This is a genomic window from Mumia sp. Pv4-285, from assembly GCF_041320275.1.
GTDB classification, from domain to species: Bacteria; Actinomycetota; Actinomycetes; order Propionibacteriales; family Nocardioidaceae; genus Mumia; species Mumia qirimensis.
This window is the reverse complement of sequence record NZ_CP162023.1, coordinates 4,438,305-4,463,834: the sequence shown is the minus strand read 5'-3', so window position 1 is coordinate 4,463,834 and position 25,530 is coordinate 4,438,305. Positions and strand designations below refer to the sequence as shown.

23 protein-coding genes and 1 riboswitch are annotated in these 25,530 nt (G+C 71.5%); of the genes, 10 read left to right on the top strand and 13 right to left on the bottom strand.

Annotation, left to right across the window (positions count from 1 at the left end; translation table 11 throughout):
- The first annotated feature begins 97 nt into the window (after positions 1-97).
- Entirely contained in the window at positions 98-1,543 is a 1,446-nt protein-coding gene (locus AB3M34_RS21265; protein ID WP_370616856.1) for an FAD-dependent oxidoreductase, read from the top strand.
- A gap of 65 nt (positions 1,544-1,608) precedes the next feature.
- Positions 1,609-1,986, top strand: a complete 378-nt coding sequence (locus tag AB3M34_RS21260) for a VOC family protein (RefSeq protein ID WP_370616855.1) — start codon at positions 1,609-1,611, stop codon at positions 1,984-1,986.
- 110 nt (positions 1,987-2,096) lie between these two features.
- On the opposite strand, the gene AB3M34_RS21255 is transcribed toward AB3M34_RS21260, so the two are convergent.
- Entirely contained in the window at positions 2,097-4,112 is a 2,016-nt protein-coding gene (locus tag AB3M34_RS21255; protein ID WP_370616854.1) for an ABC transporter ATP-binding protein, read from the bottom strand.
- Between the two features lie 98 nt (positions 4,113-4,210).
- Here AB3M34_RS21255 and AB3M34_RS21250 point away from each other — a divergent pair, with 98 nt between their 5' ends.
- Together AB3M34_RS21250 and AB3M34_RS21245 are read left to right on the top strand one after the other, a co-directional pair.
- On the top strand, positions 4,211-4,768 hold the full coding sequence (locus AB3M34_RS21250) for a DJ-1/PfpI/YhbO family deglycase/protease (protein WP_370616853.1): 558 nt from the start codon (positions 4,211-4,213) through the stop codon (positions 4,766-4,768).
- A gap of 81 nt (positions 4,769-4,849) precedes the next feature.
- A complete protein-coding gene (locus AB3M34_RS21245; protein ID WP_370616852.1) occupies positions 4,850-5,959 on the top strand; it encodes a dipeptidase in 1,110 nt (369 codons plus the stop codon).
- On the opposite strand, the gene AB3M34_RS21240 is transcribed toward AB3M34_RS21245, so the two are convergent.
- On the bottom strand, positions 5,943-6,785 hold the full coding sequence (locus AB3M34_RS21240; protein WP_370616851.1) for an SDR family oxidoreductase: 843 nt from the start codon (positions 6,783-6,785) through the stop codon (positions 5,943-5,945). The two genes, AB3M34_RS21245 and AB3M34_RS21240, sit on opposite strands and share 17 nt — an antisense overlap.
- Positions 6,786-6,806: 21 nt before the next feature.
- Positions 6,807-6,938: a hypothetical protein gene (locus AB3M34_RS21235; RefSeq protein ID WP_370616850.1), complete on the bottom strand. Its 132-nt coding sequence runs from the start codon at positions 6,936-6,938 to the stop codon at positions 6,807-6,809.
- Positions 6,939-7,026: 88 nt separating this feature from the next.
- Here AB3M34_RS21235 and AB3M34_RS21230 point away from each other — a divergent pair, with 88 nt between their 5' ends.
- Positions 7,027-7,992 (top strand): GlxA family transcriptional regulator, encoded by a 966-nt coding sequence (locus tag AB3M34_RS21230; protein WP_370616849.1) that lies wholly within the window; start codon positions 7,027-7,029, stop codon positions 7,990-7,992.
- Positions 7,993-8,001: 9 nt separating this feature from the next.
- Here the strand turns inward: AB3M34_RS21230 and AB3M34_RS21225 are convergent, their stop codons facing one another.
- From AB3M34_RS21225 to AB3M34_RS21215, 3 genes are read right to left on the bottom strand one after another with little or no spacing between them, the layout of a single operon-like run.
- Positions 8,002-10,206, bottom strand: a complete 2,205-nt coding sequence (locus AB3M34_RS21225; RefSeq protein WP_370616848.1) for a heavy metal translocating P-type ATPase — start codon at positions 10,204-10,206, stop codon at positions 8,002-8,004.
- Positions 10,203-10,421: a heavy-metal-associated domain-containing protein gene (locus tag AB3M34_RS21220; RefSeq protein WP_370616847.1), complete on the bottom strand. Its 219-nt coding sequence runs from the start codon at positions 10,419-10,421 to the stop codon at positions 10,203-10,205. Before AB3M34_RS21220 ends, AB3M34_RS21225 begins: the two co-directional genes overlap by 4 nt.
- 42 nt (positions 10,422-10,463) lie before the next feature.
- Positions 10,464-10,754, bottom strand: a complete 291-nt coding sequence (locus AB3M34_RS21215; protein WP_370616846.1) for a metal-sensitive transcriptional regulator — start codon at positions 10,752-10,754, stop codon at positions 10,464-10,466.
- A gap of 59 nt (positions 10,755-10,813) precedes the next feature.
- On the opposite strand from AB3M34_RS21215, the gene AB3M34_RS21210 reads away from it, so the two are divergent.
- Both AB3M34_RS21210 and serA read left to right on the top strand, forming a co-directional pair.
- Positions 10,814-11,239, top strand: a complete 426-nt coding sequence (locus AB3M34_RS21210) for a PaaI family thioesterase (RefSeq protein ID WP_370616845.1) — start codon at positions 10,814-10,816, stop codon at positions 11,237-11,239.
- 74 nt (positions 11,240-11,313) lie between these two features.
- Positions 11,314-11,404: riboswitch (ZMP/ZTP riboswitch) on the top strand.
- Positions 11,405-11,523: 119 nt separating this feature from the next.
- Positions 11,524-12,720, top strand: a complete 1,197-nt coding sequence (gene serA, locus AB3M34_RS21205) for a phosphoglycerate dehydrogenase (RefSeq protein WP_370620089.1) — start codon at positions 11,524-11,526, stop codon at positions 12,718-12,720.
- On the opposite strand, the gene AB3M34_RS21200 is transcribed toward serA, so the two are convergent.
- Positions 12,708-13,400: an alpha/beta fold hydrolase gene (locus tag AB3M34_RS21200; protein WP_370616844.1), complete on the bottom strand. Its 693-nt coding sequence runs from the start codon at positions 13,398-13,400 to the stop codon at positions 12,708-12,710. The genes serA and AB3M34_RS21200 overlap by 13 nt on opposite strands.
- A 49-nt stretch (positions 13,401-13,449) precedes the next feature.
- On the opposite strand from AB3M34_RS21200, the gene AB3M34_RS21195 reads away from it, so the two are divergent.
- On the top strand, positions 13,450-14,145 hold the full coding sequence (locus tag AB3M34_RS21195) for a helix-turn-helix transcriptional regulator (protein WP_370616843.1): 696 nt from the start codon (positions 13,450-13,452) through the stop codon (positions 14,143-14,145).
- Between the two features lie 16 nt (positions 14,146-14,161).
- Here the strand turns inward: AB3M34_RS21195 and AB3M34_RS21190 are convergent, their stop codons facing one another.
- From AB3M34_RS21190 to AB3M34_RS21165, 6 genes are all read right to left on the bottom strand, one after another.
- A complete protein-coding gene (locus AB3M34_RS21190) occupies positions 14,162-14,755 on the bottom strand; it encodes a DUF1697 domain-containing protein (RefSeq protein WP_370620087.1) in 594 nt (197 codons plus the stop codon).
- Positions 14,682-15,524: a hypothetical protein gene (locus tag AB3M34_RS21185; RefSeq protein ID WP_370616842.1), complete on the bottom strand. Its 843-nt coding sequence runs from the start codon at positions 15,522-15,524 to the stop codon at positions 14,682-14,684. The genes AB3M34_RS21190 and AB3M34_RS21185 overlap by 74 nt, the downstream gene beginning before the upstream one ends.
- Positions 15,525-15,548: 24 nt before the next feature.
- Complete coding sequence (locus AB3M34_RS21180) at positions 15,549-15,692, bottom strand: GPGG-motif small membrane protein (RefSeq protein ID WP_370616841.1); 144 nt, start codon at positions 15,690-15,692, stop codon at positions 15,549-15,551.
- 111 nt (positions 15,693-15,803) lie between these two features.
- On the bottom strand, positions 15,804-16,565 hold the full coding sequence (locus AB3M34_RS21175; protein WP_370616840.1) for a L,D-transpeptidase family protein: 762 nt from the start codon (positions 16,563-16,565) through the stop codon (positions 15,804-15,806).
- The gene (locus AB3M34_RS21170; RefSeq protein WP_370616839.1) at positions 16,565-17,632 is read right to left on the bottom strand and encodes a class I mannose-6-phosphate isomerase; all 1,068 of its coding nucleotides are present in this window, start codon (positions 17,630-17,632) and stop codon (positions 16,565-16,567) included. The genes AB3M34_RS21175 and AB3M34_RS21170 overlap by 1 nt, the downstream gene beginning before the upstream one ends.
- Positions 17,629-18,552: an aldo/keto reductase gene (locus AB3M34_RS21165; RefSeq protein ID WP_370616838.1), complete on the bottom strand. Its 924-nt coding sequence runs from the start codon at positions 18,550-18,552 to the stop codon at positions 17,629-17,631. The genes AB3M34_RS21170 and AB3M34_RS21165 overlap by 4 nt, the downstream gene beginning before the upstream one ends.
- A 77-nt stretch (positions 18,553-18,629) precedes the next feature.
- On the opposite strand from AB3M34_RS21165, the gene AB3M34_RS21160 reads away from it, so the two are divergent.
- Both AB3M34_RS21160 and AB3M34_RS21155 read left to right on the top strand, forming a co-directional pair.
- Complete coding sequence (locus AB3M34_RS21160) at positions 18,630-20,543, top strand: CocE/NonD family hydrolase (RefSeq protein WP_370616837.1); 1,914 nt, start codon at positions 18,630-18,632, stop codon at positions 20,541-20,543.
- A gap of 204 nt (positions 20,544-20,747) precedes the next feature.
- Positions 20,748-25,517 carry a family 78 glycoside hydrolase catalytic domain gene (locus AB3M34_RS21155; RefSeq protein ID WP_370616836.1) on the top strand — a complete coding sequence of 1,590 codons (4,770 nt, stop codon included), beginning with the start codon at positions 20,748-20,750 and terminating at the stop codon, positions 25,515-25,517.
- Positions 25,518-25,530 lie beyond the last annotated feature (13 nt).

Genomic DNA, 25,530 nt, shown 5'->3' with positions numbered 1-25,530 from the left:
GTCGGCGTCCTGGCGGTACCCCGGACCGGCCCCGGTGAAACGCGGAGTGTCCCCGACGCGGATGGGTACAGGGCGGACGGCCGACGAAAGGAACGCGATGCACTCCTGGTGGTACGACCAGAGCCATGCCCGACCGACGTACGCCCCCCTCAGCGACGACCTCTCCTGCGACGTCGTCGTGGTGGGTGCCGGCCTCGTGGGCGCGACGACGGCGCTCGCGCTCGCTCGGGCCGGCACGTCGGTCGTCGTCCTCGAGGGTCGTACGGTCGCCGCCGGGACGACCGGCGGTACGACCGGCAAGGTGAGCCTCCTGCAAGGGTCACGGCTCTCGACGATCCGCCGGCACCACTCCGAGCACCTTCAGGGCTACGTCGACGCGAACCGTTCCGGGCAGGAGTGGATCCGCGCCTTCTGCGAGAGCAGCGGCCTCCCGTACGACGTGCGCGACGCGGTCACGTACGCGACGACCGCCCGGGGCGAGGAGTCGTTGCAGGACGAGCAGGGGGCGTGCATCGAGGCTGGGTTGCCGGTGGTGCGCGATCCGGACCCCGGCCTGCCGTACGCGGTGCGCGGAGCGATCCGGCTGGCTGACCAGGGACAGATCGACGCCGTCGCGGTCACCGACCGGATCGTTGCTGACGCCGTCGAGGCCGGTGCGCAGGTCTTCGAGGACACCCGCGTGCTCGGCGTCGACGGCGGAGATCGCTCGCGCGTCCGGACCGAGCGCGCGACCGTCACCGCACGCCACGTCGTGCTGGCCACCGGGACGCCGATCCTCGACCGCGGCGGGTTCTTCGCGCGGCTCTCGCCCAAGCGGTCGTACGCCGCGGCGTTCAGGACCGACGGACCTGCCGTCGACGCGATGCACCTGTCGATCGACGCGCCGACGCGCTCCCTGCGGACGTCGACGCCGGACGAGACCGTGCTCATCGTCGGCGGGAACGGGCACACCACCGGTCGCGCTCGTTCGGAGGCGCAGAAGGTCGCCGACCTCGTCGCGTGGGCAGGGGAGACGTTCGAGGCGGGGGAGCCGCTCGCGACGTGGTCGGCGCAGGACTACTCGCCGGCGGCCGGGCTGCCGTACGTCGGAAGGCTGTTCCCGACCGACCCTTCTCTCCACGTGGCGACCGGGTTCGACAAGTGGGGGATGGCGATGGGAGCGGCCGCGGGTCTGGCTCTGGCCGGCGACGTCCTCGGCGAGACACCCCCGTGGCGTGACGCCGTCCGCGCCTGGCGTCGTCCGGGGCTACGTGACGCGGCCACCGCGGCGGCCGTCAACGCCTCGGTCGGGTTCGAGCTCGGCAAGGGCTGGGTGACTGCGGCGCTGACACGCGGCGACAGCACGCCGTCGGTCCGCGGCGTGCCACCGTGCGCCGACTCCGGTGACGGGGCGCCCTTGTCGGCGGTCTGCACGCACCTCGGCGGGATCGTCGAGTGGAACGACGCCGAGCGGTCGTGGGACTGCCCGCTGCACGGGTCGAGGTTCGGCGAGGACGGCTCGGTCCTCGAGGGTCCGGCGACCCGCCCCCTCCCGCACCGGTGACTTCCGGGCTCACGGCGGGTCAGCATGGAGTGGGGCCCGTCCGTGGCCCCGGACAGGAGCGCACCATGCTTGGCGACACACCAGCCTTCAGCGGCTTCTCGGTGGACGACACGACGACGGCCAAGGCGTTCTACGCCGACACTCTCGGGCTCGACGTCGACGAGGAGAACGGCATGCTCACCCTGCACCTCGCAGGCGGGCGCGACACGCTCGTCTATCCGAAGGGCGAGCACCACCAGCCGGCGTCGTACACGATCCTGAACTTCCGCGTGCCCGACGTCGAGGCGGCGGTCGACGGCCTGACCGAGCGTGGGGTGGTCTTCGAGAAGTACGAGGGCACGCCGACGGAGACCGACGAGAAGGGGATCTTCCGTGGTGGTGGCCCGCTCATCGCGTGGTTCACCGACCCCGCCGGCAACGTCCTCTCCGTCATCCAGGAGTAGGTCTCGATCGCTTCGCGCCTCGACCAGCGAGGGCGGGTCAGTTATGGCGGTGCGAGCGGAGGTAGTTTCGCTGGTCGAGGCCGGAGCGCCAGCGGAGGATCGAGACCCGCTCAGATGCGTACGTCCGCGCGGGGGTGGTCCTCGCCCTCCCGCACGCACGTGCCGTCCCTGAACAGGACCCCGTCGCGGAAGCGTCCCTCGATCTGGCCGCCGCCGAACTGCTCGACGTACAGCCTCGAGTAGAGCCCGCCGTGGGCGAGCAGCTCGGTGTGCGTGCCCTGCTCGACGAGCTCACCGTCCTCCAGCCCGAAGATGACGTCCGCGTTCTGGATCGTCGACAGGCGGTGCGCGATCGCGATCGTCGTACGCCCGGCGGTGGCGCGCTCGAGCGCGTCCTGGACGAGGCGCTCGGTCTCGGTGTCGAGCGCCGACGTCGCCTCGTCGAGGATCAGCACCCGCGGGTTCATCAGGAACACCCGGGCGATCGCGACGCGCTGCTTCTCGCCGCCTGACAGCCGGTAGCCGCGCTCGCCGGTCACCGTGTCGTAGCCCTCGGCGAAGCTCATGATCCGGTCGTGGATGTTGGCGTCGCGGGCGGCCTGCTCGACCTCCGCGGGCGTCGCGCCCTCCTTCGCGTACGCGATGTTCTCGTAGACCGTCCCGTGGAAGAGGTACGGCTCCTGCGTCACCATCCCGACAGCGGTGGCCAGCGACCGCTCCGTCGCCTCCCGGACGTCGACCCCGTCGATGAGGACGGCGCCCTCGGTGACGTCGTAGAAGCGGGGTACGAGGTAGGTCATCGTGGTCTTGCCCGATCCCGAGGGCCCGACGATGGCAGCGAGGCGACCAGGCTCCACCGTCAGTGACACGTCGTGCAGCGTCCACCGCTCCTCGGCGGCGGCCGGGGCAGCAGTCGCCGAGACCTCGCCGGTCTCCTCGTCCTCGCGGGCCTGGACGCCGAGCAGTCGCGGCGGTGGATAGCGGAACGAGACCGCGCGGAACTCGACGTGACCGCCCTCGCCCGTGTCCGGCAGCGGTCGCGCGTCCGGCCGCTCGACGATCGCGGGCTCGAGGTCGAGGTACTCGAAGATCCGGCGGAACAGCGCGAGCGACGTCTGCACGTCGAGCGTGACCCGCATGAGCTGGATGAGCGGCATCTGGAGCCGCGCCTGCAGGGTCGTGAACGCGACCAGCGTCCCGGCGGTGAGCGTCCCGCCGGAGTAGTCGAATCGGCCGGTGAGCATCAGACCCGCCACGAGGTAGATGAGCGCGGGCGTGATCGCGAAGAAGGTCTGCACGAGTGCGAAGAACGTCCTGCCGGTCATCGCCGCCGTGACCTGGAGGTGGGTCTGGCGCTGGTTCTCCTCGCGGTAGCGCAGCGTCTCGCTCTCCGAGCGGTTGAAGACCTTGGCGAGCAGGATGCCGGACACCGACAGCGCCTCCTCGGTGATCGCGGTCATCTCCGACAACGACTCCTGGGTCTTGCGGGCGAGGCGTTGACGGCGCCGGCCGACCCGGACCTGGATGACGACGAAGAGCGGCATCAGGACCAGCGTGATGATCGTGAGCTGCCACGAGAGGATCAGCATCGCGACGAACGCCGAGATGACGGTGACGGCGTTCTGCAGGATCGTCGTCGCGGTGTCGGTGAGGACGGTCCGGACACCGCTGACGTCGTTGGCGAGCCGGGACTGGATCGCGCCTGTCTTGGTGGCGGTGAAGAACCCGAGCTCCATCGTCTGCAGGTGCGCGAACAGCCTGCCCCGGAGGTCGGCCATCGCCGAGTTGCCGATCGTCGACGTGAGGAAGTTCTGACCGATCCCGATCAGCGCCGTCAGGATCGGGATCACGCACAGGCCGGCGACGAGCCAGCCCAGGAGCTCGATGTCCGGGGCGCCTCCGTCCGTCGGGCTGCTCTGTGACGGGAAGAGTGCGTCGTCGAAGACCGCCTTCGTCAGGAAGGGTGCGAGCGAGGCGAGCACGGCGCCGGTGACGACGGCGAGCCCGACGAGGAGCATCTTGCCCTTGTAGGGCGCCAGGAGGTGGGCGATGCGCGGGAGCACCCGCCCCGCGTCCTCCCGGGTGGCGGCACGGCGTACGGCCGGCGGGGTCTCCTGCGTGGTCATGGATCGAGCGTAGGTCGCGACGCCGGGCGACGAAGGTGTGAAGGGCGGGGCCGAGGGGTACCTGAGAGCAGTACGTCCCCGATCGAGAGGAGCCCACCATGGCTGAGGCCGACCTCAGCGGTCGTCGTGTCCTGGCGATCGTCACGAACTACGGCGTGGAGCAGGACGAGCTCGTCGTTCCCGTCGACCACCTGCGCGAGCGCGGCGCGGACGTCCAGGTCGCGGCTGTCGAGGACGAGCCCATCGAGACGCTCGTCGGTGACAAGGATCCGGGCAAGACGGTCCACCCGACCACCACGCTCGGGCAGGTCGATCCCACCGTCTACGACCTCCTGGTCATCCCCGGCGGCACTGTCAACGCCGACCAGCTGCGGCTGGACGAGGACGCGGTACGCATCGTCTCCACCTTCGAGGGCGAGGGCCGGCCGATCGCCGCGATCTGCCACGGGCCGTGGGCACTGGTCGAGGCGGACATCGTCGACGGGCGCAGGCTCACGTCGTACGCCTCGCTGAAGACCGACATCGGCAACGCGGGCGGCCGGTGGGTGGATGCGGCTGCGGTCGTGGACGACTCGCGCCGACCCACGATCATCACCTCCCGGACGCCGAAGGACCTCGACGACTTCCTCCGCGAGATCGAGAAGGTCCTCGCCTGATCTCCGCGCACGGCCCGGGGCGCGACACGCTCCGCTCCGGGTCTGTGCGTGGCTCTCGTCGTCGTACGAGAAGGTGGACCGGTGACTCCCTCGACCTCACCTCCCCCCAACCCGGCCGCGGCACAGGCCGTGACCGACGACGAGACAGTCCGTACGGCGCTCGCGAAGGCACTGGTCTTCGACGGGCACAACGACCTGGCGTGGGAGTGTCGCGCCGAGGCCGCGTACTCGACCGACGGCCTGGGCGCCGACGCACCGCACGGCCGCTTCCACACCGACGTCCCGCGCCTGCGCCGCGGTGGGGTCGGGGCTCAGTTCTGGTCGGTCTTCGTCCCGACCCGGATCAAGGGTGCCGACGCGGTGACCGCGACCCTCGAGCAGATCGACTTCGTCCACCGGCTCGTCGCTGACTATCCCGACGACTTCCGCCTCGCGCGGACCGGCGACGACGTCCGTGCCGCCTGGGCCGAGGGCAGGATCGCCTCGCTGCTCGGCGCCGAGGGCGGCCACTGCATCGACGACTCGCTCGCGGTCCTCCGCAACTACGCCCGTCTGGGCGTCGCCTACATGACCCTCACGCACAACGACAACACCGCGTGGGCCGACTCGGCGACCGACGAGCCCGTGCACGGGGGCCTCACTGACGTCGGACGGGAGGTCGTCCGCGAGATGAACCGGCTCGGCATGCTGGTCGACCTGTCGCACGTCTCTCCGGCGACGATGGAGGACGCCCTCGACGTGACGTCGGCACCGGTGGTCTTCAGCCACTCCAGCTGTCGCGCGGTCTCCGACCATCCCCGCAACGTCCCCGACGACGTGCTGTACCGCGTCCGCAAGAACGGTGGCGTGGTGATGATCGCGTTCGTCCCGAGCTTCCTCAACGAGGAGTGGGCGCGTTGGCGTCAGGGCGGGAACGTCGGTCCGGAGCCCGTCGTCTCGGTGGACGACGTCGTCGCGCACGTCGAGCACGCCCGAGTGGTGATGGGGGTGGAGCACGTGGGTCTCGGCGGCGACTACGACGGGTTCGTGTCGTTCCCCCGAGGCCTGGAGGACGTCGCGACCTATCCGCGGATCCTGGAGGCCCTCGCCGCGCGCGGCTGGACCGCCGACGAGCTCTCCGCGCTCGCCGGCGGCAACGTGCTGCGCGTCCTGGACGCCGCCTGGGCCGCGCGCGTCAGCGACGCCGGCTGAAGACCTCGCGCGCCGACAGGGCGGGGCGGCCGAGGAGGTCGGGCACGTCGCTGGTCACGCGTTCGAGCTCGCCGTCGCGGATCGCGGTGTAGGTGCTGATCCACGCGTCGACCATCCACTCCGGCGCGCCGTAGTGCGCCCGTGAGGCGTGCGCCTGCGCCATCGTCTCGTCGACGTAGCGGTGCGGGCTGCCGGTCGCCTCGGTCATCAGCGCGGCGATCTGGTTCAGGGTGAGCGCCTCGGGTCCGGTGAGCTCGTACGCCCGGCCGGCGTGCGACCGCGGCGACGCCAGCACCAGCGCCGCGACGGCGGCGACGTCGTCGCGCGCGACGCAGGCCACCCGGCCGTGCCCGGCAGGGCCACGGATGACTCCGTCGGCGCCGAACATCATCCTGAGCGCGTCGGTGTAGAAGTTGTCCCGCAGGAACGTCCACGCGAGCCCGGACTCCTGCGCGTACGCCTCCGTCGCGCCGTGGTCCCTGGCGAGCGTGAACCCGGCGTCGGGCCCCGCGCCCGCGAACGAGAGGTACACGACCTGGCGTACGCCGGCCGCCGCGGCGGCATCGATCGCGCCGTGGTGCTGCTGGACCCGGTCGGCGGACTCGGTCGCCGAGACGAGGAACAGCGTGTCGAGGCCCGCGTACGCTCGGCGGCACGCCTCGGTGTCGTCGTACGACGCGACGGCGACCTCGGCGCGCGGGAGACGCGGTGCTCGGGCGGCGTCGCGGACGATCAGCCGCGTCGTGCGCCCGCCGTCGGCGAGGTGGCGAGCGACCGAGCCGCCGACGGAGCCGGTGGCACCGGTGATGCCGATGAGCGTGGCCATGCCCCGATCATGGCACGCGGATCATCGGCCGCTGTGAGCTCTGATCGCGTCGATCTCAGCGCGCATCCGGGACTCGTCGCGGTTGCGGTTGCCGCCGCGGAACGCGGGGAACTGGGTCTTCCTGGACTCGTAGTGCTTGCGTGTGAACCTCATGGCATTCACTATGCGCCCGAACACATCCTGCCAAGAAGTGGCTGAAGGGCCATTGACCGAACAGATCCTGCCACGTAGCGTGGCAGACATGATCCGTACCGTTTCCGCCCTCGTCCTCGACGACGTCACCGCCTTCGAGCTCGGTGTCGTGTGCGAGGTCTTCGGGATCGACCGCACCGAGGACGGCGTCCCGCCCTTCGACTTCCGCATCTGCGGGCCGGTGGCCGGACGCCCGGTGTCGCTGTCGGTCGGCGGCTCGATCGTGCCGGACCACGGCCTCGACGGCCTCCGGGGAGCCGACCTGGTGGCGGTGGTGCCGTCGTGGCGCAGGACGGGCGAGGCGCTGATGCCCATCGAGGAGCACATCCTCGATGCGCTCCGCGCCGCCCACGCCGAGGGAGCGATCATGCTCAGCCTGTGCAGCGGTGCGTTCATCCTCGGCGAGGCCGGGCTCCTCGACGGGCGCCCGTGCACGACCCACTGGCGGCACGCCGCCAGCCTGCGCGAGTCCTTCCCGGTCGCCAAGGTCGACGAGAACGTGCTGTTCGTGGACGACGGTGACGTCATCACGAGCGCCGGTACGGCCGCCGGCATCGACGCCGCGCTCCACCTCGTCCGCCGCGAGGTCGGGAGCCAGGCGGCCAACGCGATCGCGCGCCGCATGGTGGTGCCGCCGCAACGTGACGGTGGTCAGCGTCAGTTCATCGAGCACCCGGTGCCGGAGTGCAGCGACGACATGTTCGCCGAGGTCCTCGACTGGATGGTCGAGCACCTCGACGAGCAGCAGCCCATCGCCCGGCTCGCTGGACTTGCGGGCATGTCGACCCGGACGTTCGCACGTCGCTTCGCCGCGGAGACCGGCACGACGCCGATCCAGTGGCTGACGCAGCAGCGCGTGCTGCAGGCGCGCACGCTGCTGGAGTCGAGCGACCTCGACGTCGACCACGTCGCGCACCGGTGCGGCTTCTCGTCGGGGACGCTGCTGCGCCACCACTTCCGGCGCATCGTCGGGGTCACGCCAGGCGAGTACCGGAAGACGTTCTCGCTGGCGTGAACCCCCCGCTCAAAGGCTCCGCAGCCGCAGCGAGTTCGTGACCACGAGCACCGAGCTCGCCGCCATCGCGGCACCGGCGATCAGCGGGTTGAGGAAGCCGGCCGCGGCGAGCGGGATCGCCGCGACGTTGTAGCCGAACGCCCAGCCGAGGTTCTGCTTGATCGTCCGCAGCGTCGCCCGGGACAGCGCGATCGCGTCGGCGGTGAGCAGAAGGTCGCCACGGACGAGCGTCAGGTCGGAGGCCTCGATGGCGACGTCCGCGCCCGTCCCCATCGCGATGCCGAGATCGGCGGCGGCGAGCGCCGGCGCGTCGTTCACGCCGTCACCGACCATCGCGACCGTACGACCGCGCGCCTGGAGCTCGGCGATCACGGCCGCCTTGCCCTCGGGCATCACCTCGGCGACGACCTCGGTGATGCCGACCTCGCCGGCGACCGCCTCGGCGACGGACTGGCGGTCACCGGTGAGGAGCACGGGGTCGAGGCCGAGGCCACGCAGTCGCGTGATCGCCTCGGCCGACGTCGGCTTCACACGGTCGGCGACCGCCACGACACCGCGTACGACACCGTCGACGGCGACGTGGACCGGCGTGGTCGCCGGGTCGACCGGCGGCAGCGACGTCGACGGCCACGCGCCGTGGTCGACGAGCCAGGCGAGCCGGCCGACGCGGACCGACCGACCGTCGACGGTGCCGGCGACCCCGAGCCCGGTGGAGGCGGTGAACCGGTCGACCTTCGGCAGGTCTCCGTCCGACGTCGCGGCACGAGCGGCCTCGGCCACCGCCCGGCCGAGCGGGTGCTCGGAGGCCGCCTCGACCGCGCCGGCGAGGCGCAGCAGCTCCTGCTCGTCGAACCCGGGTGCGGTCGTCACGGCGGCGACGTGCATCGCGCCCTCGGTGACGGTGCCGGTCTTGTCGAGCACGATCGTGTCGATGCGGCGGGTCGACTCGAGGACCTCCGGGCCCTTCACGAGGATCCCGCGCTGGGCGCCGCGGCCGGTTCCGGCCAGGAGCGCGGTCGGCGTCGCGAGGCCGAGGGCGCAGGGGCAGGCGATGATGAGCACCGCCACAGCGGCCGTGAACGCCTCGGTGGCCGTTCCGCCGGTGACCATCCAGCCGATCCACGTGAGCACGGCCAGCACGAGGACGACCGGGACGAAGACGGCCGAGATGCGGTCGGCGAGTCGCTGGACGGGCGCCTTGCCGCTCTGCGCGCTCTCGACCAGGCGTGCCATCTGCGCGAGCTGCGTCTGCCCGCCGACGGCGGTGGCGCTCACCATCAGGCGGCCGCCGGCGGCGACGGTGCCGCCGACGACGCGGTCGCCCGCACCGACGTCGACCGGCACGCTCTCGCCGGTGAGCATCGACAGGTCGACCGAGGCGGAGCCCGAGACGACGTCGCCGTCGGTCGCGACCTTGTCGCCGGGGCGTACGACGAAGACGTCGCCCACACCGAGCTCGGCGACCGGGATCTCCACCTCACGTCCCTCGCGGAGGACCACGACGTCCTTGGCGCCGAGCGCGAGGAGGGCTCGCAGGGCCGCACCCGAGTCGCGCTTGGCGCGCTGCTCGAGGAAGCGGCCGAGGAGGATGAAGACGGTGACGGCGCTCGCCACCTCGAGATAGATCTCGTCCGCGCCGGAACCCTGGCTGAACCAGGAGATCTCCATGGTCATGCCGGTGACGCCGGCGTGCCCCCAGAACAGTGCGTACACCGACCACCCGAACGCCGCCGCGACGCCGATCGAGATCAGGGTGTCCATCGTGGCGGCACCGTGGCGGGCGTTGATCCACGCGGCGCGGTGGAAGGGCCACGCGCCCCACACGGCGACCGGCGCGGCGAGGGTGAGCGAGAGCCACTGCCAGTTGTCGAACTGCCACGCCGGCACCATCGACAAGACGAGGACCGGTGCGGCGAGGACGGCCGAGATCAGCAGGCGCTGACGCAGCTCGGCGAGCTCGGGGTCGTCCTCGGGCTCGCGGTCACCCTCCGGGTCCGCCTCGTGCACGGGTGCCGCGGAGTAGCCGGTGCGCTCCACCGTCGCGACGAGGTCCGCCACGTCGACGAAGGCCGGTGCGGAGACGTACGCGCGCTCGGTGGCGAAGTTGACGCTCGCCTCGACACCGTCGAGCTTGTTGAGCTTCTTCTCGACGCGTGCGGCGCACGAGGCGCACGTCATGCCGCCGATCTCCAGCTCGTGCGACTGAAGGGTCATGCGTCGACGACCTGGTAGCTCCCGGCTTCGTCGACTGCCGCAGCGACGGCCGTGTCGTCGATCGGAGCGTCGCTCGTCACGTGCACCGACGACGTGCCGCCGGCGACGAGGTCGATCTCGACCGCCTGCACGCCCTCGATCGCCCCGATTTCCTCGGTGACCGCGCCGGCGCAGTGGCCGCAGGTCATCCCTGTGACGGAGTAGGTCTTCTTCATGAGGGTCTCCTTCTGGTCAGGATCGCGAGTCAGGATCGCGAGTCACGAACGGACGAGGCGGGCGATGGCGGCGGAGGCCTCGGCGATCTTCGCCTCGGCGCCGTCCCCCGAGGCGATCGCGTCGTGGACGCAGTGCGCGAGGTGCTCGTCGAGCAGGGTCAGCGCGACGGACTCGAGCGCCTTCGTCGCGGCGGAGACCTGGGTGAGGACGTCGATGCAGTACGTGTCCTCCTCGACCATGCGTTGCAGGCCGCGGACCTGCCCCTCGACGCGCTTGAGTCGCTTGAGAACGGCGGCCTTGTCGGCGCTGTAGCCCGGTGCGTGGGTGTCCATACCGAAACGATACCCCTGGGGGGTATGGTCTGCCAAGTGCGGACGGTCACACTCGTCGGGTGACTGATGCACAGATGGATTCGGGCCTCGGCGGCGTCCTCGGCTTCCGGTACGAAGAAGTGAGCGGCGGCAGCGTCGTCGCCACCTGGACGGTGGGCCCGCAGCACCTGCAGCCGTTCGGGATCGTCCACGGTGGCGTGCACTGTGCCGTCAACGAGAGCACGGCCAGCATCGGCGCACAGGCCTGGCTGCGCGACCAGGGCCTCGTCGTCGGCGTCAACAACAACACCGACTTCCTGCGCCAGGCTCGCTCGGGAGAGACGCTGCGGAGCGTCGCGACCCCGATCCACCAGGGGCGTACGACGCAGCTCTGGGAGATCGAGACGACCAACGCCGAGGGCAAGCTCGTCTCGCGCGGCCAGGTCCGGCTCGCGCACATCCCGGGCACCCCGCCGCCGGAGTTCCTCGCGGCGATCGACGCCTGACCCGCACGCTCGACCCGGCGCCGCCCGTCCGGGCGGCGGAACGGGTTCGTCGCTGCTGGCGTTGCGGCCTACACTGAACCCGTCGCGACTGGCGTTCAGGTGGGTCGACCACCAGGGAGCGACACCACAGCAAAGACCGCGGGACCGTTCGCCTGGGCCCTGGGTCGACCGCCACCTCCGAGGTGGTGCGACCTGACCAGGAGAGTGAGCCCGTGACGACCCAGACGCTCTACACCATGACTGCTGATCTTCCCGTGAGCACGCCGCCCCTCGGTGACGGCGACATCCGCGTCCTGCTGCTGGAGAACATCCACGAGGACGGCGCCGAGTTCCTGCGCGCCCAGGGCTACCAGGTCGAGACCCGCAAGGGCGCCCTCGGTGAGGACGACCTGGTCGAGGCCGTGCAGGGCGTGCACCTGCTCGGCATCCGCTCCACGACGTACGTCACCGAACGCGTCCTCGCGAGCGCCCCCGACCTGCTCTCGATCGGTGCCTTCTGCATCGGCACCAACCAGATCGACCTCAAGGCCGCCGCCCAGCGCGGCGTCGCGGTCTTCAACGCGCCGTACTCCAACACCCGCTCGGTCGTCGAGCTCGCGATCGGCGAGATCATCTCGCTCGCCCGCCGTCTCCACGAGAAGACCAACGACATGCACGCGGGGGTCTGGAACAAGTCCGCCCAGGGCAGCCACGAGATCCGCGGCCGCAAGCTCGGCATCGTCGGCTACGGCAACATCGGCAGCCAGCTGTCGGTCGTGGCCGAGGCGCTCGGCATGCAGGTGTTCTACTTCGACATCGCCGACAAGCTCGCGCTCGGCAACGCCAAGCGCTGCGCCACGATCGACGAGCTCCTCGAGACCGTCGACGTCGTCACGCTCCACGTGGACGGTCGTCCCGGCAACGCGGGCCTGTTCGGCGCTGCCGAGTTCGCCCGGATGAAGCCGCGGTCGTTGTTCCTCAACCTGTCGCGCGGCATCCTCGTGGACACGAAGGCGCTGCGCGCGCACATCGAGTCGGGCCACATCGCCGGAGCCGCTGTCGACGTCTTCCCGGTCGAGCCCAAGAAGCAGGGCGACCCGTTCGAGTCCGACCTGCGTGGTCTCCCCAACGTCATCCTCACGCCGCACGTCGGCGGGTCGACGATGGAGGCGCAGCAGGACATCGGTCGTTTCGTCGCCGGCAAGCTGCACTCCTACCTCGCCGAGGGATCGACGGATCTCTCCCCGAACCTGCCGCACCTCCAGCTCCCCTCGTACGGGGAGCACCACCGCCTCGTGCACATCCACCACAACGTGCCGGGCGTGCTGTCGGCCATCAACGTCGTCCTCGGCGACCACGGCGTCAACATCGACGGACAGACGCTCGGGACCCGCGGCGACATCGGTTACGTCCTCACCGACATCGACAAGCAGCTCGAGCCGGAGACGCTCACCGCGCTCGGCACGCTGCCGGAGACCATCCGGCTGCGTCAGCTGAGCTGAGGCGGACCCGCAAGGAAGGTTGTGACGGCGCGGGAGACGCCCTGTGCGTCCTCGAGCATCGGCAGGTGGCCCGCACCGAGGTTGCCGCGCCACGACGGCGCGAGGTTGCCGGCGAACCTGGCCTGGAGCGCGGGCGAGAGCTCGCGGTCGTGGGTCGTCGTGACGTACGCCCGCGGCTGGGTCAGCGGTGCTCGACCGACCCTGCCCCGGTAGAGGTCGACCGACTCGGGCGCGAAGTCCGCGACGATGCGAGCGGCCGTCGCGTCGTCCAGGCCGGCGGCGACCCCGCGTCGGATGGCGCTGTCCGGCGGCCGAGTGCCCGCGAATCGCATGGCGAGGCTGAGCACGTGGCGCTGCGGGAACGGCATCGACGCGACGAAGGACGCGCCCGGTCGTGGGACCACGGCGCACACCGCGAGCAGCGCGGTGACCCGGTGCGGGGCCCGGCGGGCGAGCTCCGCGCCGATGACGCCGCCCGACGAGTGGGCGACGACGGCGAAACGCTCCCAGGGCGCGGACCGCAGCGCGGCGTCGACGTAGTCGGACAAGGGGGCGTCGCCGGTGCCGGGACGGGGAGCGACGACGGTCTCGCGCAGGGCGAGGAGGTCGCGCGTCTCGTCCCAGATCCAGGCGGGGAGCCCGGCACCGCTGAGCAGGAGAACGGGTGAGTGGGAGGTCATGCCTCCATCCTCGACCACGGCTCTGTCATCGTTGTGTCACCATTTAGCGGTGAACCGCACCGACCGGCTCTACGCGATCCGCGAGGAGCTGCGGCGCGCCGGCACGCAAGGCCGCACCGCCGAGCAGCTGGCAACGACGTACGAGGTGAGCACGCGGACGATCAAGCGCGACGTTGCAGCGCTGCAGCACTCGGGGTTCCCGATCTGGGCACGCCTCGGCCGCACCGGCCGCTACGTCGTCGACCCGGCGGCCACGCTGCCACCGGTCAACTTCACCGACGCCGAGGCGTCCGGGCTCGCAGCCGCGATCGCCGCGCACCGAGGTCAGCCCTTCGACGACCAGGCGCGCGCCGCGCTCGTCAAGGTACTCGGGGTCATGGACCCGCAGGCGCGCCTGCGGACCGCCGCGCTGACCGAGCGCATCTGGATCGATCACGCCACTGTCGACGCCGATGCGCGGACCCGACGTGCGGTCGAGCAGTCGCTGCGCGACAAGCGCGTCCTGTCGCTCCGCTATCGCGGCGGCGAGGGCGTGGTGTCCGACCGTCGGGTGGACCCACAGATCCTCGCCTTCACCCGCGACCACTGGTACCTCGTGGCCCGCTGCCGCGAGCGGGAAGGCATCCGCTGGTTCAGGCTCGACCGCATCGTGCGCGCGCAGATCACCTCGGAGCCGTCGGTGGACGAGCCCGTCGAGAACATCGGGGCACCGCCGGCAAGCGCGGCGGCCGTCGCCGACGTGTGAGGAGACGGACGACGCGTCACTCCGCCATCGCGGCGAGCTTTTCGACCGTACGAAGGTTGCGCCCGGTGCCGGTGACTCCGCACAGCCGGTGCAGCCGCGTCGCGGTGATCGCGCTCCGGCCGGCACCGTCGGCGTACCAGATGTGCAGGTCCTGGCCGATCAGCGCGACGCGCTCAGGACCGAAGTCGTACGCCTCGACGGCGCTCTTTGCCTCGGAGGACGGGGCGGCAGCGAGGAACCAGACGTAGCAGAACTTGGATTCGTGGACGTCGTACGGGAACGCGTCGCGTGCGGCGCGCAGCTCGGCCGCCGTCCGCGCGATGGCGTCCGTCGTCACGCCCATGCGCTCCGAGATGCCCTCGACGAGCGCGGTGCCGAAGTCGTCCGCGTCGCCCGGTGGGACGCAGACGAGGTTGCCGGAGTTGACGTAGGTCTCGACGTCGTCGGCTCCGAGGTCGGCCGCGAGCGTGCGCAGCTCGGCCATCGGCACCTTGTTGCCGCCGACGTTGACCGCCCGCAGCAGGTAGGCGACCTTCTCAGAAATCGAAGCCGCCGAAGTCGAAGCCGCCTCCGCCGTCGCCGCCACCCCAGTCGCCGCCACCGCCACCATCACCGCCGGCATCACCTCCACCGTCGCCGCCGCCGTCGCCACCGGCATCACCACCGGCGTCGCCGCCCTCGCTGCCGTCGCCGTACGCGCTCGGGTCGAGCCCGGCGTCACCGGCGAACACGCCGCCGAGCATCGTGCCCATGAACAGGGCGGGCATGAAGGCGAACGCCGAGAAGTATCCGGCTGCGTACGGGGCGTACGCAGGACCGCCCTGCCAGTACGGGACGCGCTGCGGGCCGACCATCACCTTGCGGGTGTCGGGCTCGGCGCCAGCCTTGACGCGCTCGGCGTCGAGGGCGCATGCGGGGACCTCGCGAACGGTGCCGTTGTCAGGGGCGTACTCGACGTCCTCGACGGAGAGACCGTGGCGCGGGTCGAAGAAGCACATCGGCCGCTTCGCGGGGAGGGGGCTGTTGAGGACTCGGGCCTGGACGCACGCCATGGCGTAGCGTCCGTCCTCGAGGATCTCGGTCACGTGCCGGACTTCTTCCGGCTTCTCCAGCCGGTCGACTGCGTACTTCGCGGACTCGTACGCGTCGAGCGCCCGCTGGTAGTCGGCTTGCGCGCCCTCGTCGAGGGGGATGCCGATCAGGTCTGCGTCGAGGCGCTGGAGCTCTTCTCCGAGAGCGGTGACATCCTCGAACGCGGTCTTGCGGACCGCCGCGACCTGGTCAGCGAGCTCGGCGCTCTCACGCGCCTTCGTCTTGCGACGGTCGCTGACCAGGTACAGGGCGATCGCGGCGATGACGACAAGGATCACGAGCTCCATGCCGTCAGCCTACGCGTCTATCGGTTAACCGAACACGCTCACGCCGCCGGGGCCGACCAGGAGGCCGACGATGATGAGGACGACGCCCCAGAGGAACTGGCGACGCACGAGTGCGACGATTCCGGCCACCACGAGGACGACCGCGAGGATCCAAAGAAGAAAAGCCATGCTTCACTCCGTTCTCCCAGGCCGGGGGACCCAGGCTTATAAGGTGCGGCGGCTCGCCGCACTACTTCGACGCTAGTGGAGGTTCCCGGACCCGTCAGATTGAAACGCTGATTACCGTCCGATCGCTGTCACCGGAGCTCGGTCGGCACGGAGCCGGTTTAGGACAAACCGCATAAAGCGGGGCGGAACGGACACACAACCTGCGGTCGCACCCTTCCCGTTGGCGTGGAGGAAGATGCCCGAACCCCGGTAGCGCACCGCGTTCGGGGGCCGGTTGAAGTCGATGACGATCGACCAGACGTACTCGCGGCGGTAGTCGCGCAGGCGTTCGGAGGCGTTGCGGCTCGACCCCGGAAGCCACCACCGGAATCCACCGGCGCGCTTGTTGCGCAGGGTGTTGTAGTACGCCGAGCGGTTGTCCTGCACCCAGTAGTCGCCCTTGCGGACCTTCCGGTACGGCAGGGTGGCGCCGCTGGGGTGCGCCCGGATCCCGAACGCCTCCGTCATCGCGAAGGTGCCGAGAGGGGTGGTCCCGGTCGACTGCTTGCGCTTGGACGCGGCGACCAGCCCGCCGTACCCGATCCGACCGTTCGCCGTCCGCCGCTTGATCGTCCACCGTCCGTCGCGCAGGACCCAGTAGGTGACGCGGGCGCGGTAGGACCGCGTGCGGTTGACCGTCACCACCTGGCGCGTCCCTGCGCGCAGACGCACGGTGACGCCGTCGAGCCGGACGGTGTCGACAGCCCGGGCAGCTTCGGGCGCGGCCGGTGCGGCTTCGGTGACGACGCCGGTCGCACCCGCCACGGACCCCGGCATTGGGATGACGGCAAGCAGCGCCGCGGACGCGAGGAGCGCGGCGCTGCGTGACGGCATCACCCCACGATGCGCCTTTCGGGCGTGCCGCGCCACCTCTCCCCGGGCCGCGCCACGAGCACCCGGGCATCGCCGGACAGCCGCCAGGGGCCGAACGCCGCTGGGACGACCAGGGACTGCCCGCCGCCGACGGGTACGGAGGTGGCGCCCTCGATCACGCCCGTGCCCGACAGGACGACGAGCGCGGCGAACCCGGCGGGCACCTCCGGTGCATCGCCGGGACGTGCCGCGAGGAGGTGGAGGCGGAAGAACGGGTCGCCGCCCTCCGGCAGCAGCGGGACCGGTGCGGGACCGCGGGCGGTCAGGTCGTGGTGCACGGTGAGGCGTTCGAGGTCGGTCGCGTCGAGCGACGTCGTCGCCACCGCCTCCATCGCCAGGTCGAACCCGAGGTCGAGGTGCGACTCGTCACGGGTCGACGTGGTGATCGACCACTCGAGGAGGATCGAGAAGTCGGTCGGCTCCTGGATCTCCGCGACGAACACGCCCTCGCCGATCGCGTGCGGTGTGCCGGCGGGGACGAGGAAGCCGTCGCCGGGCCGGACCGGGATGCGGTGGAGGTGCCCGAGCAGCCAGTCGCTGTCCTGCGCGTCGCGCCGCGCGGCGAGCTCGTCGGGATCGACGTCGGTGCTCCAGCCCAGGTAAACGGCGGCGTCGTCGGACGCGTCCAGCACGAGCCACGCCTCGGTCTTGCCGTACGGGCAGTCGAGGTGGCGGGACGCGAACGCGCGGTCGGGGTGGACGTGCACCGGCAGCCGCTGGCCGGCGTCGAGCAGCTTCAGCAGGATGCCTGTGTCTCCGGGCGGGACCGCTGCCGTGCTTGCTGCGCTGACCGACGCCGCCCCGACCCAGCCCTCGGGATCGGCGGCGACGAGGTCGCGCACCAGGTCGCCGGCGACCGTACGGGCCAGTCCGACGGTCTCGGAGTCGGCACGCGAGACGGTCGCGCCGACCCACTCCTCCGGGCACCGTTCGACGGGCGGGAGGCCCCGGAGGGCGGCGATGCGGGCACCGCCGGCGTAGAAGTGGTGGACGAGGTTCGGCTGGAGCAGCTGAGGGATCGCGGTCACGGCATTGGCTTACCACGCGCGGCGGTCCACAGGGACCACCACTGGTCCCGCGTCATCGCCTCGGCGACCTGCTCCGCGGTGGCGCAGGCCCGGATGCGGCCGGGGTCGGTCGTCCCGATCACGGCGACGATCTCGGAGGGGTGCTTGAGGAGCCAGCCGAGGACGACAGCCTCGGGCGTGGCGCCGAGCGCGGTGGCGTACCGGTCGACGAGACGAGCCGTCGCCTCGTCCTCCGCTCCACGCGGCTGACCCGTGAAGCGGCCCTGAGCCAGCGGACCGTACGCCTGGACAGTGATCGCGTGGTCCGCGCAGTAGTCGAGCGTGCCCGCCACGGGTGCGTACGCCGTCGCGTCCGGGTGGTTCACGAGGACGCCGGCCTCGAGAAGGTCGCGGTGGTGCAGGCCGAGCTCGACCTGGTTGACGTCGACCGGACGGCGTACGGCGGTCCGGAGGTGAGCGATCTGGGCCGCGTCCATGTTGGAGACGCCGAAGGCGCGGACGGTGCCGGCGGCTGCGAGCGCGTCGAACGTGTCGGCGATCGCGGTCGGCGAGGTGAGCGGGTCCGGACGGTGCAGCAGGAGCCGGTCGACGTGGTCGATGCCGAGCCGGTCGAGACTTCCGTCGACCGAGGCGAGGACGTGCTCCTGCGAGAGGTCGTACGCGTTGCCGCCCTCAGCGCCGCCGATCACGATGCCGCACTTCGTCTGGATCTCCAGCTCCTCGCGCAGCCCCGGGTGACGGGCCAGGACCTGCCCGAACGCCGTCTCGGCACTTCCGCCGCCATAGATGTCGGCGTGGTCGAAGAGCCGGATCCCGATCTCGTACGCCGTCGTGACGGCCGCGTCGGCCCGGTCCACCTCGTCGCTCTTCGGCGTCGGCGTCGCGGACCCGAGCCCCATGCAGCCGTAGGCAAGTCTCATGCCGCCATCATGGCCCCCAGCCGCGATCGGCGACGTGACGGATTGCCGGGTCCGCGACCCTGCGCGAGACTCCGGCCATGCATCCGACTCGCAGATCCCGAACCGCCGTCGGCGTCCTGCTGACCCTCACCCTCACCGGTACGGCGCTGGTCGCGGGCACCACCGCGACCGCGACCGCCGCCCCTGCCCCGAAGCCGTACGTGCTGTCCGGGGGAGTCTCCTCCCCGGTCTACAGCTACGCCGACGCGATCCGCGAGACCGTCTGGGTCATCGCTCCCGACTTCGACGGCGACGGGGAGAAGGACAAGATCGCCGCCGACATCGTGCGTCCCCGCGAGCTCGACGCGACGGGCGTGGACGTGCCTGTCGTCATGGATGCGAGCCCCTACTACACGAGCCTGTGCCGCGGCAACGAGTCCGAGTGCAAGACCTTCGACGCGGCAGGCAACCTCGACAAGTTCCCGCTCTTCTACGACAACTACTTCGTTCCGCGCGGCTACGCGTACGTCGCCGCCGACGTCGCCGGCACCTCGCGCTCGACCGGTTGCGTCGACACCGGCGGCAAGTCCGACATCGGCTCGATCAAGGCCGTGGTCGAGTGGCTCAACGGCAACGCCGAGGCCGTCGACGCGGCCGGCAACCCGGTCGAGGCCGACTGGTCCACCGGCAAGACCGGCATGATCGGGAAGAGCTACGACGGCACGATCGCCAACGGCGTCGCCGCCACGGGCGTGAAGGGTCTGGAGACGATCGTCCCGGTGAGCGCGATCAGCTCCTGGTACGACTACAGCCGCTCGCAGGGCCTGCCGTACAGCTGGAACTACTCCAGCGGGCTGGCGAGCCGCGTCGACGACAACCGCACGCAGCCGCAGGACTGCTCGGCCACCTACCAGCGGATGAACGACGAGGACGCCGACGAGACCGGCGAGCACAACGCGTTCTGGGACGAGCGGAACTATCGAGACTCGGTCGAGCTCAGCGCCGAGAAGGTGAAGGCGAGCGTCTTCATCTACCACGGGCTGCAGGACACGAACGTCAAGACGCGTCACTTCTCCACCTGGTGGGACGCGCTGGGCAAGGCCGGCGTCACGCGCAAGATGTGGCTGAGCCGCGTCGGGCACGTCGACCCGTTCGACATCGACCGCGACGAGTGGGTCAGGACGCTGCACCGGTGGTTCGACCATGAGCTGATGGGGATCAGGAACACGATCCTCCTCGAGCCGCGCGTGAAGGTGGAGACCGCCCCGAACCACTGGGTCGACTCGTACACGTGGCCCGTCCGGCTGACGACCACGACGCTCCGCCCGCAGGCCGACGGCGCCCTCGCGCGGCCGGTCGAGAGGGCGACGGCGAGCTGGGTCAACTCACCGAGCCAGCGCGAGAACGCCGCCGTCGCCGAGGGCGAGAACCCCAACCGGCTCCTGTACGCGACCACGCCGCTGCTGACCGACGCCCGGATGAGCGGATCGATGGTCGCGAAGCTGCGAGTGACGACGCAGGTGCCGACCGGGCAGGTCGGGGTCATGCTCGTCGACTACGGCGAGGCCGAGCGTGTCCTCACCACCGGCGACGGCGCATCCACGACGACGACCGAGACCTGTGTGGGAGCGTCGACGGCCGCTGACGACGCCTGCTACTTCACGATGGCGCGCAACGTCGGGACGACGCCGCTGCAGGTGCTCGGTCGCGGCTGGGCGCGGCTGGACGGTGCCGGCACGCACGACGTGACGGTCACGCTCGACCCGGACGACGCTCTCGTGAAGAAGGGACACCGTCTCGGCGTGGTCGTCGTCGCGGCGGCGAACGGTCGGGTCCGCAACGTCGACACCACGGCGTCGACGTACACGCTGGACCTCGCGAAGTCGAGCTTCGTCCTGCCCGGCCTCGCGCTGCCGCACCCGAACTGGGCGTCGGGCTGGGGCTGGTTGCCGAAGCGCAGCGAGCTCGCGCCGCAGCAGGGCCTCCCGGCGACGCTGGACGAGACCGACTGACGCGGAGGCTCCGTCCCCGATTTGTGCGATAAGACAAGGAACTCTGCACCGGATTCCTTGTCCAACTGCACAAATCGGGGACGCGAGGCGCGTGGCCGGAACCGGTCACCCCGCGCCCGCAGTCTTGACCAGCGTGTGACGTGGCTCATATTTTCAACGGGCACGGAGTTGAATCGATTCAACGCCATGACCCCGGGAGCTGCCGTGAGCGCGACCAGAGCCGTCCTGTCCTCCGCGTCTCGCAAGGTGGTGGTCGTGGCCGCCGGACTGGCGCTCGCGGTCACCAGCCTGGGCGCCCCGGCCGCCGACGCGGCGTCGGCGAGCAGCCGACCGGATCGCTCGCCCGTGAGCGTCGGCGGTCTCGAGGTCGAGAACCAGCCCGCACCGCTCGGCGTCGACGCAGCCCGCCCGCGGCTGTCGTGGATCCTCAGCTCCGACGTCCGCGACCAGGCGCAGTCGGCGTACGAGGTGGAGGTGGCCAGCACGGCGTCGCTGCTGGACGCGGGCAAGGCGGACGCGTGGGACACCGGCAAGACGTCGTCCGCGAAGAGCTTCGGCATTGCCTACGACGGGCCGGCCCTCACCAGCGCGACCGCGTACCACTGGCGCGTCCGGGTGTGGGACGCGGCCGGGCGCCTGACGCCGTGGAGCGAGCCGGCGCGCTTCGAGACCGGCCTGCTCGACGCCGCCGACTGGGACGGCGCCCGGTGGATCTCACCCGCGTCGACGGCCGCCGGTGGCAGCTACCTGCGAGGCAGCGGCGACGTCGGCGGCTCCGTCACGAACGCCCGCCTGTACGTCGCGGGCCGGGGGAGCTTCGAGCGCGGGCCGGACGGCCAGGGCATCTGCTGCGAGCAGAACTTCGGCCTCGCGCGCGGCATCTACGAGGCCACGCTCAACGGGAAGCGCGTCGGTGACGACCGACTTCAGGGCGAGCCGGTCGACAGCCGAGTCCGCTCGCTCTACCGCACGTACGACGTGACCGACCTGGTCGAGGACGGCCGCAACGTGCTCGGGCTGCAGATCGGCGAGGACTCCGACGTGCTCGCGCTGCTGCGGGTCACCACCGCCGACGGCGCGACGACGACGCTCCGCACGGACGAGGGCTGGACCTCGCACGCCGGTCCCGTCGTCCGCGCGAACCGCTTCAACGGCGAGACGTACGACGCGCGCCGCGAGGTCGCGGGCTGGGACGAGCCCGCGTACGACGCCTCGACCTGGAGCGCAGCGACCGTCGTCGCCGGCGGGCTCGGCACCCTGACCTCGGCACAGTACGAACCGATGCGTGTGACCCGCAGCCACGAGGCGGTGGCCGTCACCAACCCTGCGGCCGGCGTGTACGTCTTCGACTTCGGCACGAACATGTCCGGCTGGACCCGCCTGCGTGCGACGCTTCCCGCCGCGGCGAAGGTGACCATCAAGCACGGCGAGCGCCTCAATGGCGGCCGCGTCGACAACAGCGTGATCGGTGCCGCGCAGACGAGCACGTACACGGCCGCGGGCGCGGGTGCCGTCGACTGGCAGCCGCGGTTCGTCTACGCCGGGTTCCGGTGGGTCGAGGTCAGCGGACTGACCGAGGCGCCGTCCGCGACGACGCTGGTCGCGCAGGAGATCCACAACGACGTCGCGCGGACCGGGACCTTCGACAGCTCCGACGCGATGCTCGACAAGCTCCACGCCGCCAACGTCCAGACACAGCTCAACGGGCTGCACGGCATCCCTGAGGACACCCCGACCCGCGAGAAGCGGGGGTGGATGGCCGACGCGCACATCGCTGCCGAGGCGCTCGTCAACAACCTCGACATGCAGTCGTTCTACGAGAAGTTCGTGAGCGACATGTCCGACGCGCAGCGCCCGGACGGCCAGGTCCCGGACATCGTTCCGGTCGAGCCGACCTCCGGCTGGCAGAACCGCTCCGACCCGGCGTGGGCCGCGGCGACCGTGCTCATCCCGGGCTACCTCCAGCGCACGTACGGCGACGAGCGCGTCGTCTCCACGCACTACGGCTCGATGGCGCGCTGGATCGCGTACGTCGAGACCACGACCGACGGCGGGCTCGTCACTCGTCCCTCGCAGCAGTGGGGCCAGGACTGGGTCGCCGTCGAGAGCACCGACGGGACGCTCTTCCGGAGCGCGTTCTACTTCTGGGTGCTCCGCGAGATGACCGCGATGGCGACGCAGACCGGCCACGACGCCGACGCCACGCGCTTCCGCACCCGCGCTGCCCAGGTCCGGGACGCGATCAACGCCCGCTACTTCGACGGCGTCGACGCGACGTACGGCCCGAGCCAGTTCTCGAACGCCTTCCCGCTGCTGCTCGGCGTCGTCCCCGACGGGCGTGAGAAGGACGTCCTCGCGACGCTCGTCGCGCAGGTCGAGGCGAAGGACGGCCACTTCACCGGTGGCCTGCCCGGCATCAAGTACATCCCGGAGGCGCTCGCCGCGTACGGTCGCTCGGACCTCGTGCTCGACGTGGTGCGCAACGAGGAGTACCCCGGCTGGGGCTACATGCTCGCGAACGGGCCGGGCACGATCTGGGAGGACTGGCGGGGCGTGTCGTCGCTGAACCACCCGATGTTCAGCTCGATCGACGCCTGGCTGTACGACCGGGTCGCCGGCCTCGGGCAGACCGCGGGCTCGAGGGGGTACGACCACCTCCGCGTCGACCCCGAGCTGCACGCCGAGCTCGACGAGGCGCGCGCGACGATCCGGACGCCGCGGGGCGACGCGTCGACCCACTGGTTCCACCGCGACGGCGGGCTCGTCCAGCGAGTCACCGTGCCGGTCGGTGCGACGGCCGAGGTCCGCGTGCCGGCTGCCGCCGCCGAGGACGTGCTGGAGGGGACGGGACGCGAGCTCGGCCACGCCGCAGACCGCCCGGGTGTACGAGACGTGAAGACGGTGGGCAAGGACGCGGTCGTGACACTGGGCTCCGGCTCCTACGAGCTCGTCGTCGACCGCACTGCCGGCGCGCTGCGCCGCGCGGAGGCGGGGCTCGCGGCCGTCCGCGCCGAGGTCGACCGGCTCCAGCGCAGCGGCGACCTCTCGTCCGCCGGTCGTCTCCGCATCCGTGCGGCGACCACGGCGGCCGACGCCTCCGTGCGGGTGGCGTCGGCGCTGCGGCTCAAGGGCAAGGACGAGGCCGCGGACGAGGCGACAGCGGTGGCGCTGCGCCTCACGAACCTGCTGGCGGCCGCGGTCGCCTGGGAGAACCGTCGGGGGTCCCTCAGCGACGAGGGGTACGCCACCCTCCGTCCGCTGGTCGACCGGGTGGCGCGTCTCCTGGCGCCGGAGGTCTCGCGTGCGAACGGCGTGACGGTCGCCGCGACGGCCGCGGGGCGGCTGCTGCCGGGCGAGACGGCGACGGTCGAGGTGCGCGTCGAGAACACCGGGCGTACGGCGCTCTCCACCGACGGCCTCGCGTTCGACGCGCCGGACGGCTGGGGCATGCGGACCGTGGAGGCTCTCCCGGCGCGGATCGCGCCGAGGTCCACCGCCACGGCACGCGTCGAGGTGTCGGTCGCGAAGACGCAGGAGCTCGGCCCCGTCGTCATCCCCGGCACCGTGTCGTACGAGGTGAAGGGCATCGAGGTCGACCACCCGTTCACCGTCGAGGCGGTGGTGGAGGCGCCGGTCGAGATCGGCACGCTGACCGTCGCGCCGCGCGTGGTCACCGCCCGCGAGTCCGCCACGCTCAGCCTGCCGCTGCGCAATCTGAGCACCAGCCGCGCGGCGAGCGTCGAGCTCCGGCCGGTGACGGTCCCCGACGGATGGACGCTCGCCGACGAGCGGGTGTTCACCGTGCCTGCCGACGGCACGGCCACCGCCACCCTCGCCCTCACCGCGACGGACGGTGCGAGCGCCACCGGCCGCGTCGTCCTGGACGCGTACGCCGACGGCGCCTTCGTCGGCCGCGTCCGCGGAGAGGCGTACCTGCGCGGGCCGGGGTGCTCCGCCGACGCCTCCGGCGAGGCGTGCCTGCCGGACGGCATGGACCTGCTCTTCAACTTCGAGGGCGGGCTCGACGGCTGGACCGCCGGCGAGGGGACGGCGACGGTCGAGTCGGTGCGCTCCTTCGCGAACGGGCCCGGCGGACCGCGGCTGGGGACGGGCGCCCTCGAGGCGAGCCCGGACGCAGGCCGGCCGGCCGACGCGTGGCGGAGCGTGGCAGTGACGCCGTCGTCTCCGATCGTGGTCGGCGACGCGACGAGCCTCCTGGCCTACGTCAACGCGTACGGCGGCGGAGGAAGTGTGTCGGATGTGCGCGTGCGTGCGACCGGTGAGGGCGCGGAGCCGTACGAGAAGGTCGTCCGGATCACGCCCAACCAGTGGACGAAGGTGGAGATCGACCTCCGCGAGTGGACGCCGACCTCAGTGACGGGGCTCGAGGTCGCGTTCCGTGGGAGCAGCTCGGGGGCCTGGGGCGGACGCTTCCAGCTCGACCAGGTCGCGCTCGACCGTGCCCCGCAGGTGCCCGACCAGGCCGGCAACCTCGCGGCAGGGCGACCGGTCACCGCGCGTCGGACGCTGAGCTGCTGCGGGTGGTCTGCGGCCAACCTCACCGACGGCGTCCGCGAGAGCACGCCGGCGTCGAAGGGCTACACGAGCGACCCGTGGAGCACCGTCCCCGCGTCCGAGGAGTGGGTCACCGTCGACCTCGGTGCCCCACGCGACCTGGGGAGCGTCTGGGTCTACCCGCGCACCGAGGTCCCGGGCGACGGACGGGGCACGAGCGGCGCGAACTTCCCGCTCGACTTCGACCTCGAGGTCTCCGACGACGGGACCACGTGGCGTACGGTGCGGTCGCTGGTCGGCCAGGCCACCGACGGCAGCCGGCCGCTGGGCTACGAGGTCGAAGGGAACGGTCGGTACGTGCGTCTGCGCACGCACACGCTCGGACGTCCTTCACCCGACGAGTCGGGGGCCGGCTACCACCGCCTGCAGCTGGCGGAGCTGGAGGTGTTCGGCCGCTGACCGAGCGGCCCGG

Bases quoted from the DNA above. Each gene is read 5' to 3' on its own strand.
- AB3M34_RS21165 (WP_370616838.1), bottom strand. From the start codon at position 18,552: ATGAGACTTGCCTACGGCTGCATGGGGCTCGGGTCCGCGACGCCGACG.
- AB3M34_RS21185 (WP_370616842.1), bottom strand. From the start codon at position 15,524: ATGGAGCTCGTGATCCTTGTCGTCATCGCCGCGATCGCCCTGTACCTG.
- AB3M34_RS21235 (WP_370616850.1), bottom strand. From the start codon at position 6,938: ATGAGGTTCACACGCAAGCACTACGAGTCCAGGAAGACCCAGTTCCCC.
- AB3M34_RS21265 (WP_370616856.1), top strand. From the start codon at position 98: ATGCACTCCTGGTGGTACGACCAGAGCCATGCCCGACCGACGTACGCC.
- AB3M34_RS21200 (WP_370616844.1), bottom strand. From the start codon at position 13,400: ATGACCTCCCACTCACCCGTTCTCCTGCTCAGCGGTGCCGGGCTCCCC.
- AB3M34_RS21260 (WP_370616855.1), top strand. From the start codon at position 1,609: ATGCTTGGCGACACACCAGCCTTCAGCGGCTTCTCGGTGGACGACACG.
- AB3M34_RS21255 (WP_370616854.1), bottom strand. From the start codon at position 4,112: ATGACCACGCAGGAGACCCCGCCGGCCGTACGCCGTGCCGCCACCCGG.
- AB3M34_RS21160 (WP_370616837.1), top strand. From the start codon at position 18,630: ATGCATCCGACTCGCAGATCCCGAACCGCCGTCGGCGTCCTGCTGACC.
- AB3M34_RS21180 (WP_370616841.1), bottom strand. From the start codon at position 15,692: ATGGCTTTTCTTCTTTGGATCCTCGCGGTCGTCCTCGTGGTGGCCGGA.
- AB3M34_RS21190 (WP_370620087.1), bottom strand. From the start codon at position 14,755: ATGGTGGCGGTGGCGGCGACTGGGGTGGCGGCGACGGCGGAGGCGGCT.
- AB3M34_RS21225 (WP_370616848.1), bottom strand. From the start codon at position 10,206: ATGACCCTTCAGTCGCACGAGCTGGAGATCGGCGGCATGACGTGCGCC.
- AB3M34_RS21220 (WP_370616847.1), bottom strand. From the start codon at position 10,421: ATGAAGAAGACCTACTCCGTCACAGGGATGACCTGCGGCCACTGCGCC.
- AB3M34_RS21250 (WP_370616853.1), top strand. From the start codon at position 4,211: ATGGCTGAGGCCGACCTCAGCGGTCGTCGTGTCCTGGCGATCGTCACG.
- AB3M34_RS21240 (WP_370616851.1), bottom strand. From the start codon at position 6,785: ATGGCCACGCTCATCGGCATCACCGGTGCCACCGGCTCCGTCGGCGGC.
- AB3M34_RS21175 (WP_370616840.1), bottom strand. From the start codon at position 16,565: ATGCCGTCACGCAGCGCCGCGCTCCTCGCGTCCGCGGCGCTGCTTGCC.
- AB3M34_RS21215 (WP_370616846.1), bottom strand. From the start codon at position 10,754: ATGGACACCCACGCACCGGGCTACAGCGCCGACAAGGCCGCCGTTCTC.
- AB3M34_RS21230 (WP_370616849.1), top strand. From the start codon at position 7,027: ATGATCCGTACCGTTTCCGCCCTCGTCCTCGACGACGTCACCGCCTTC.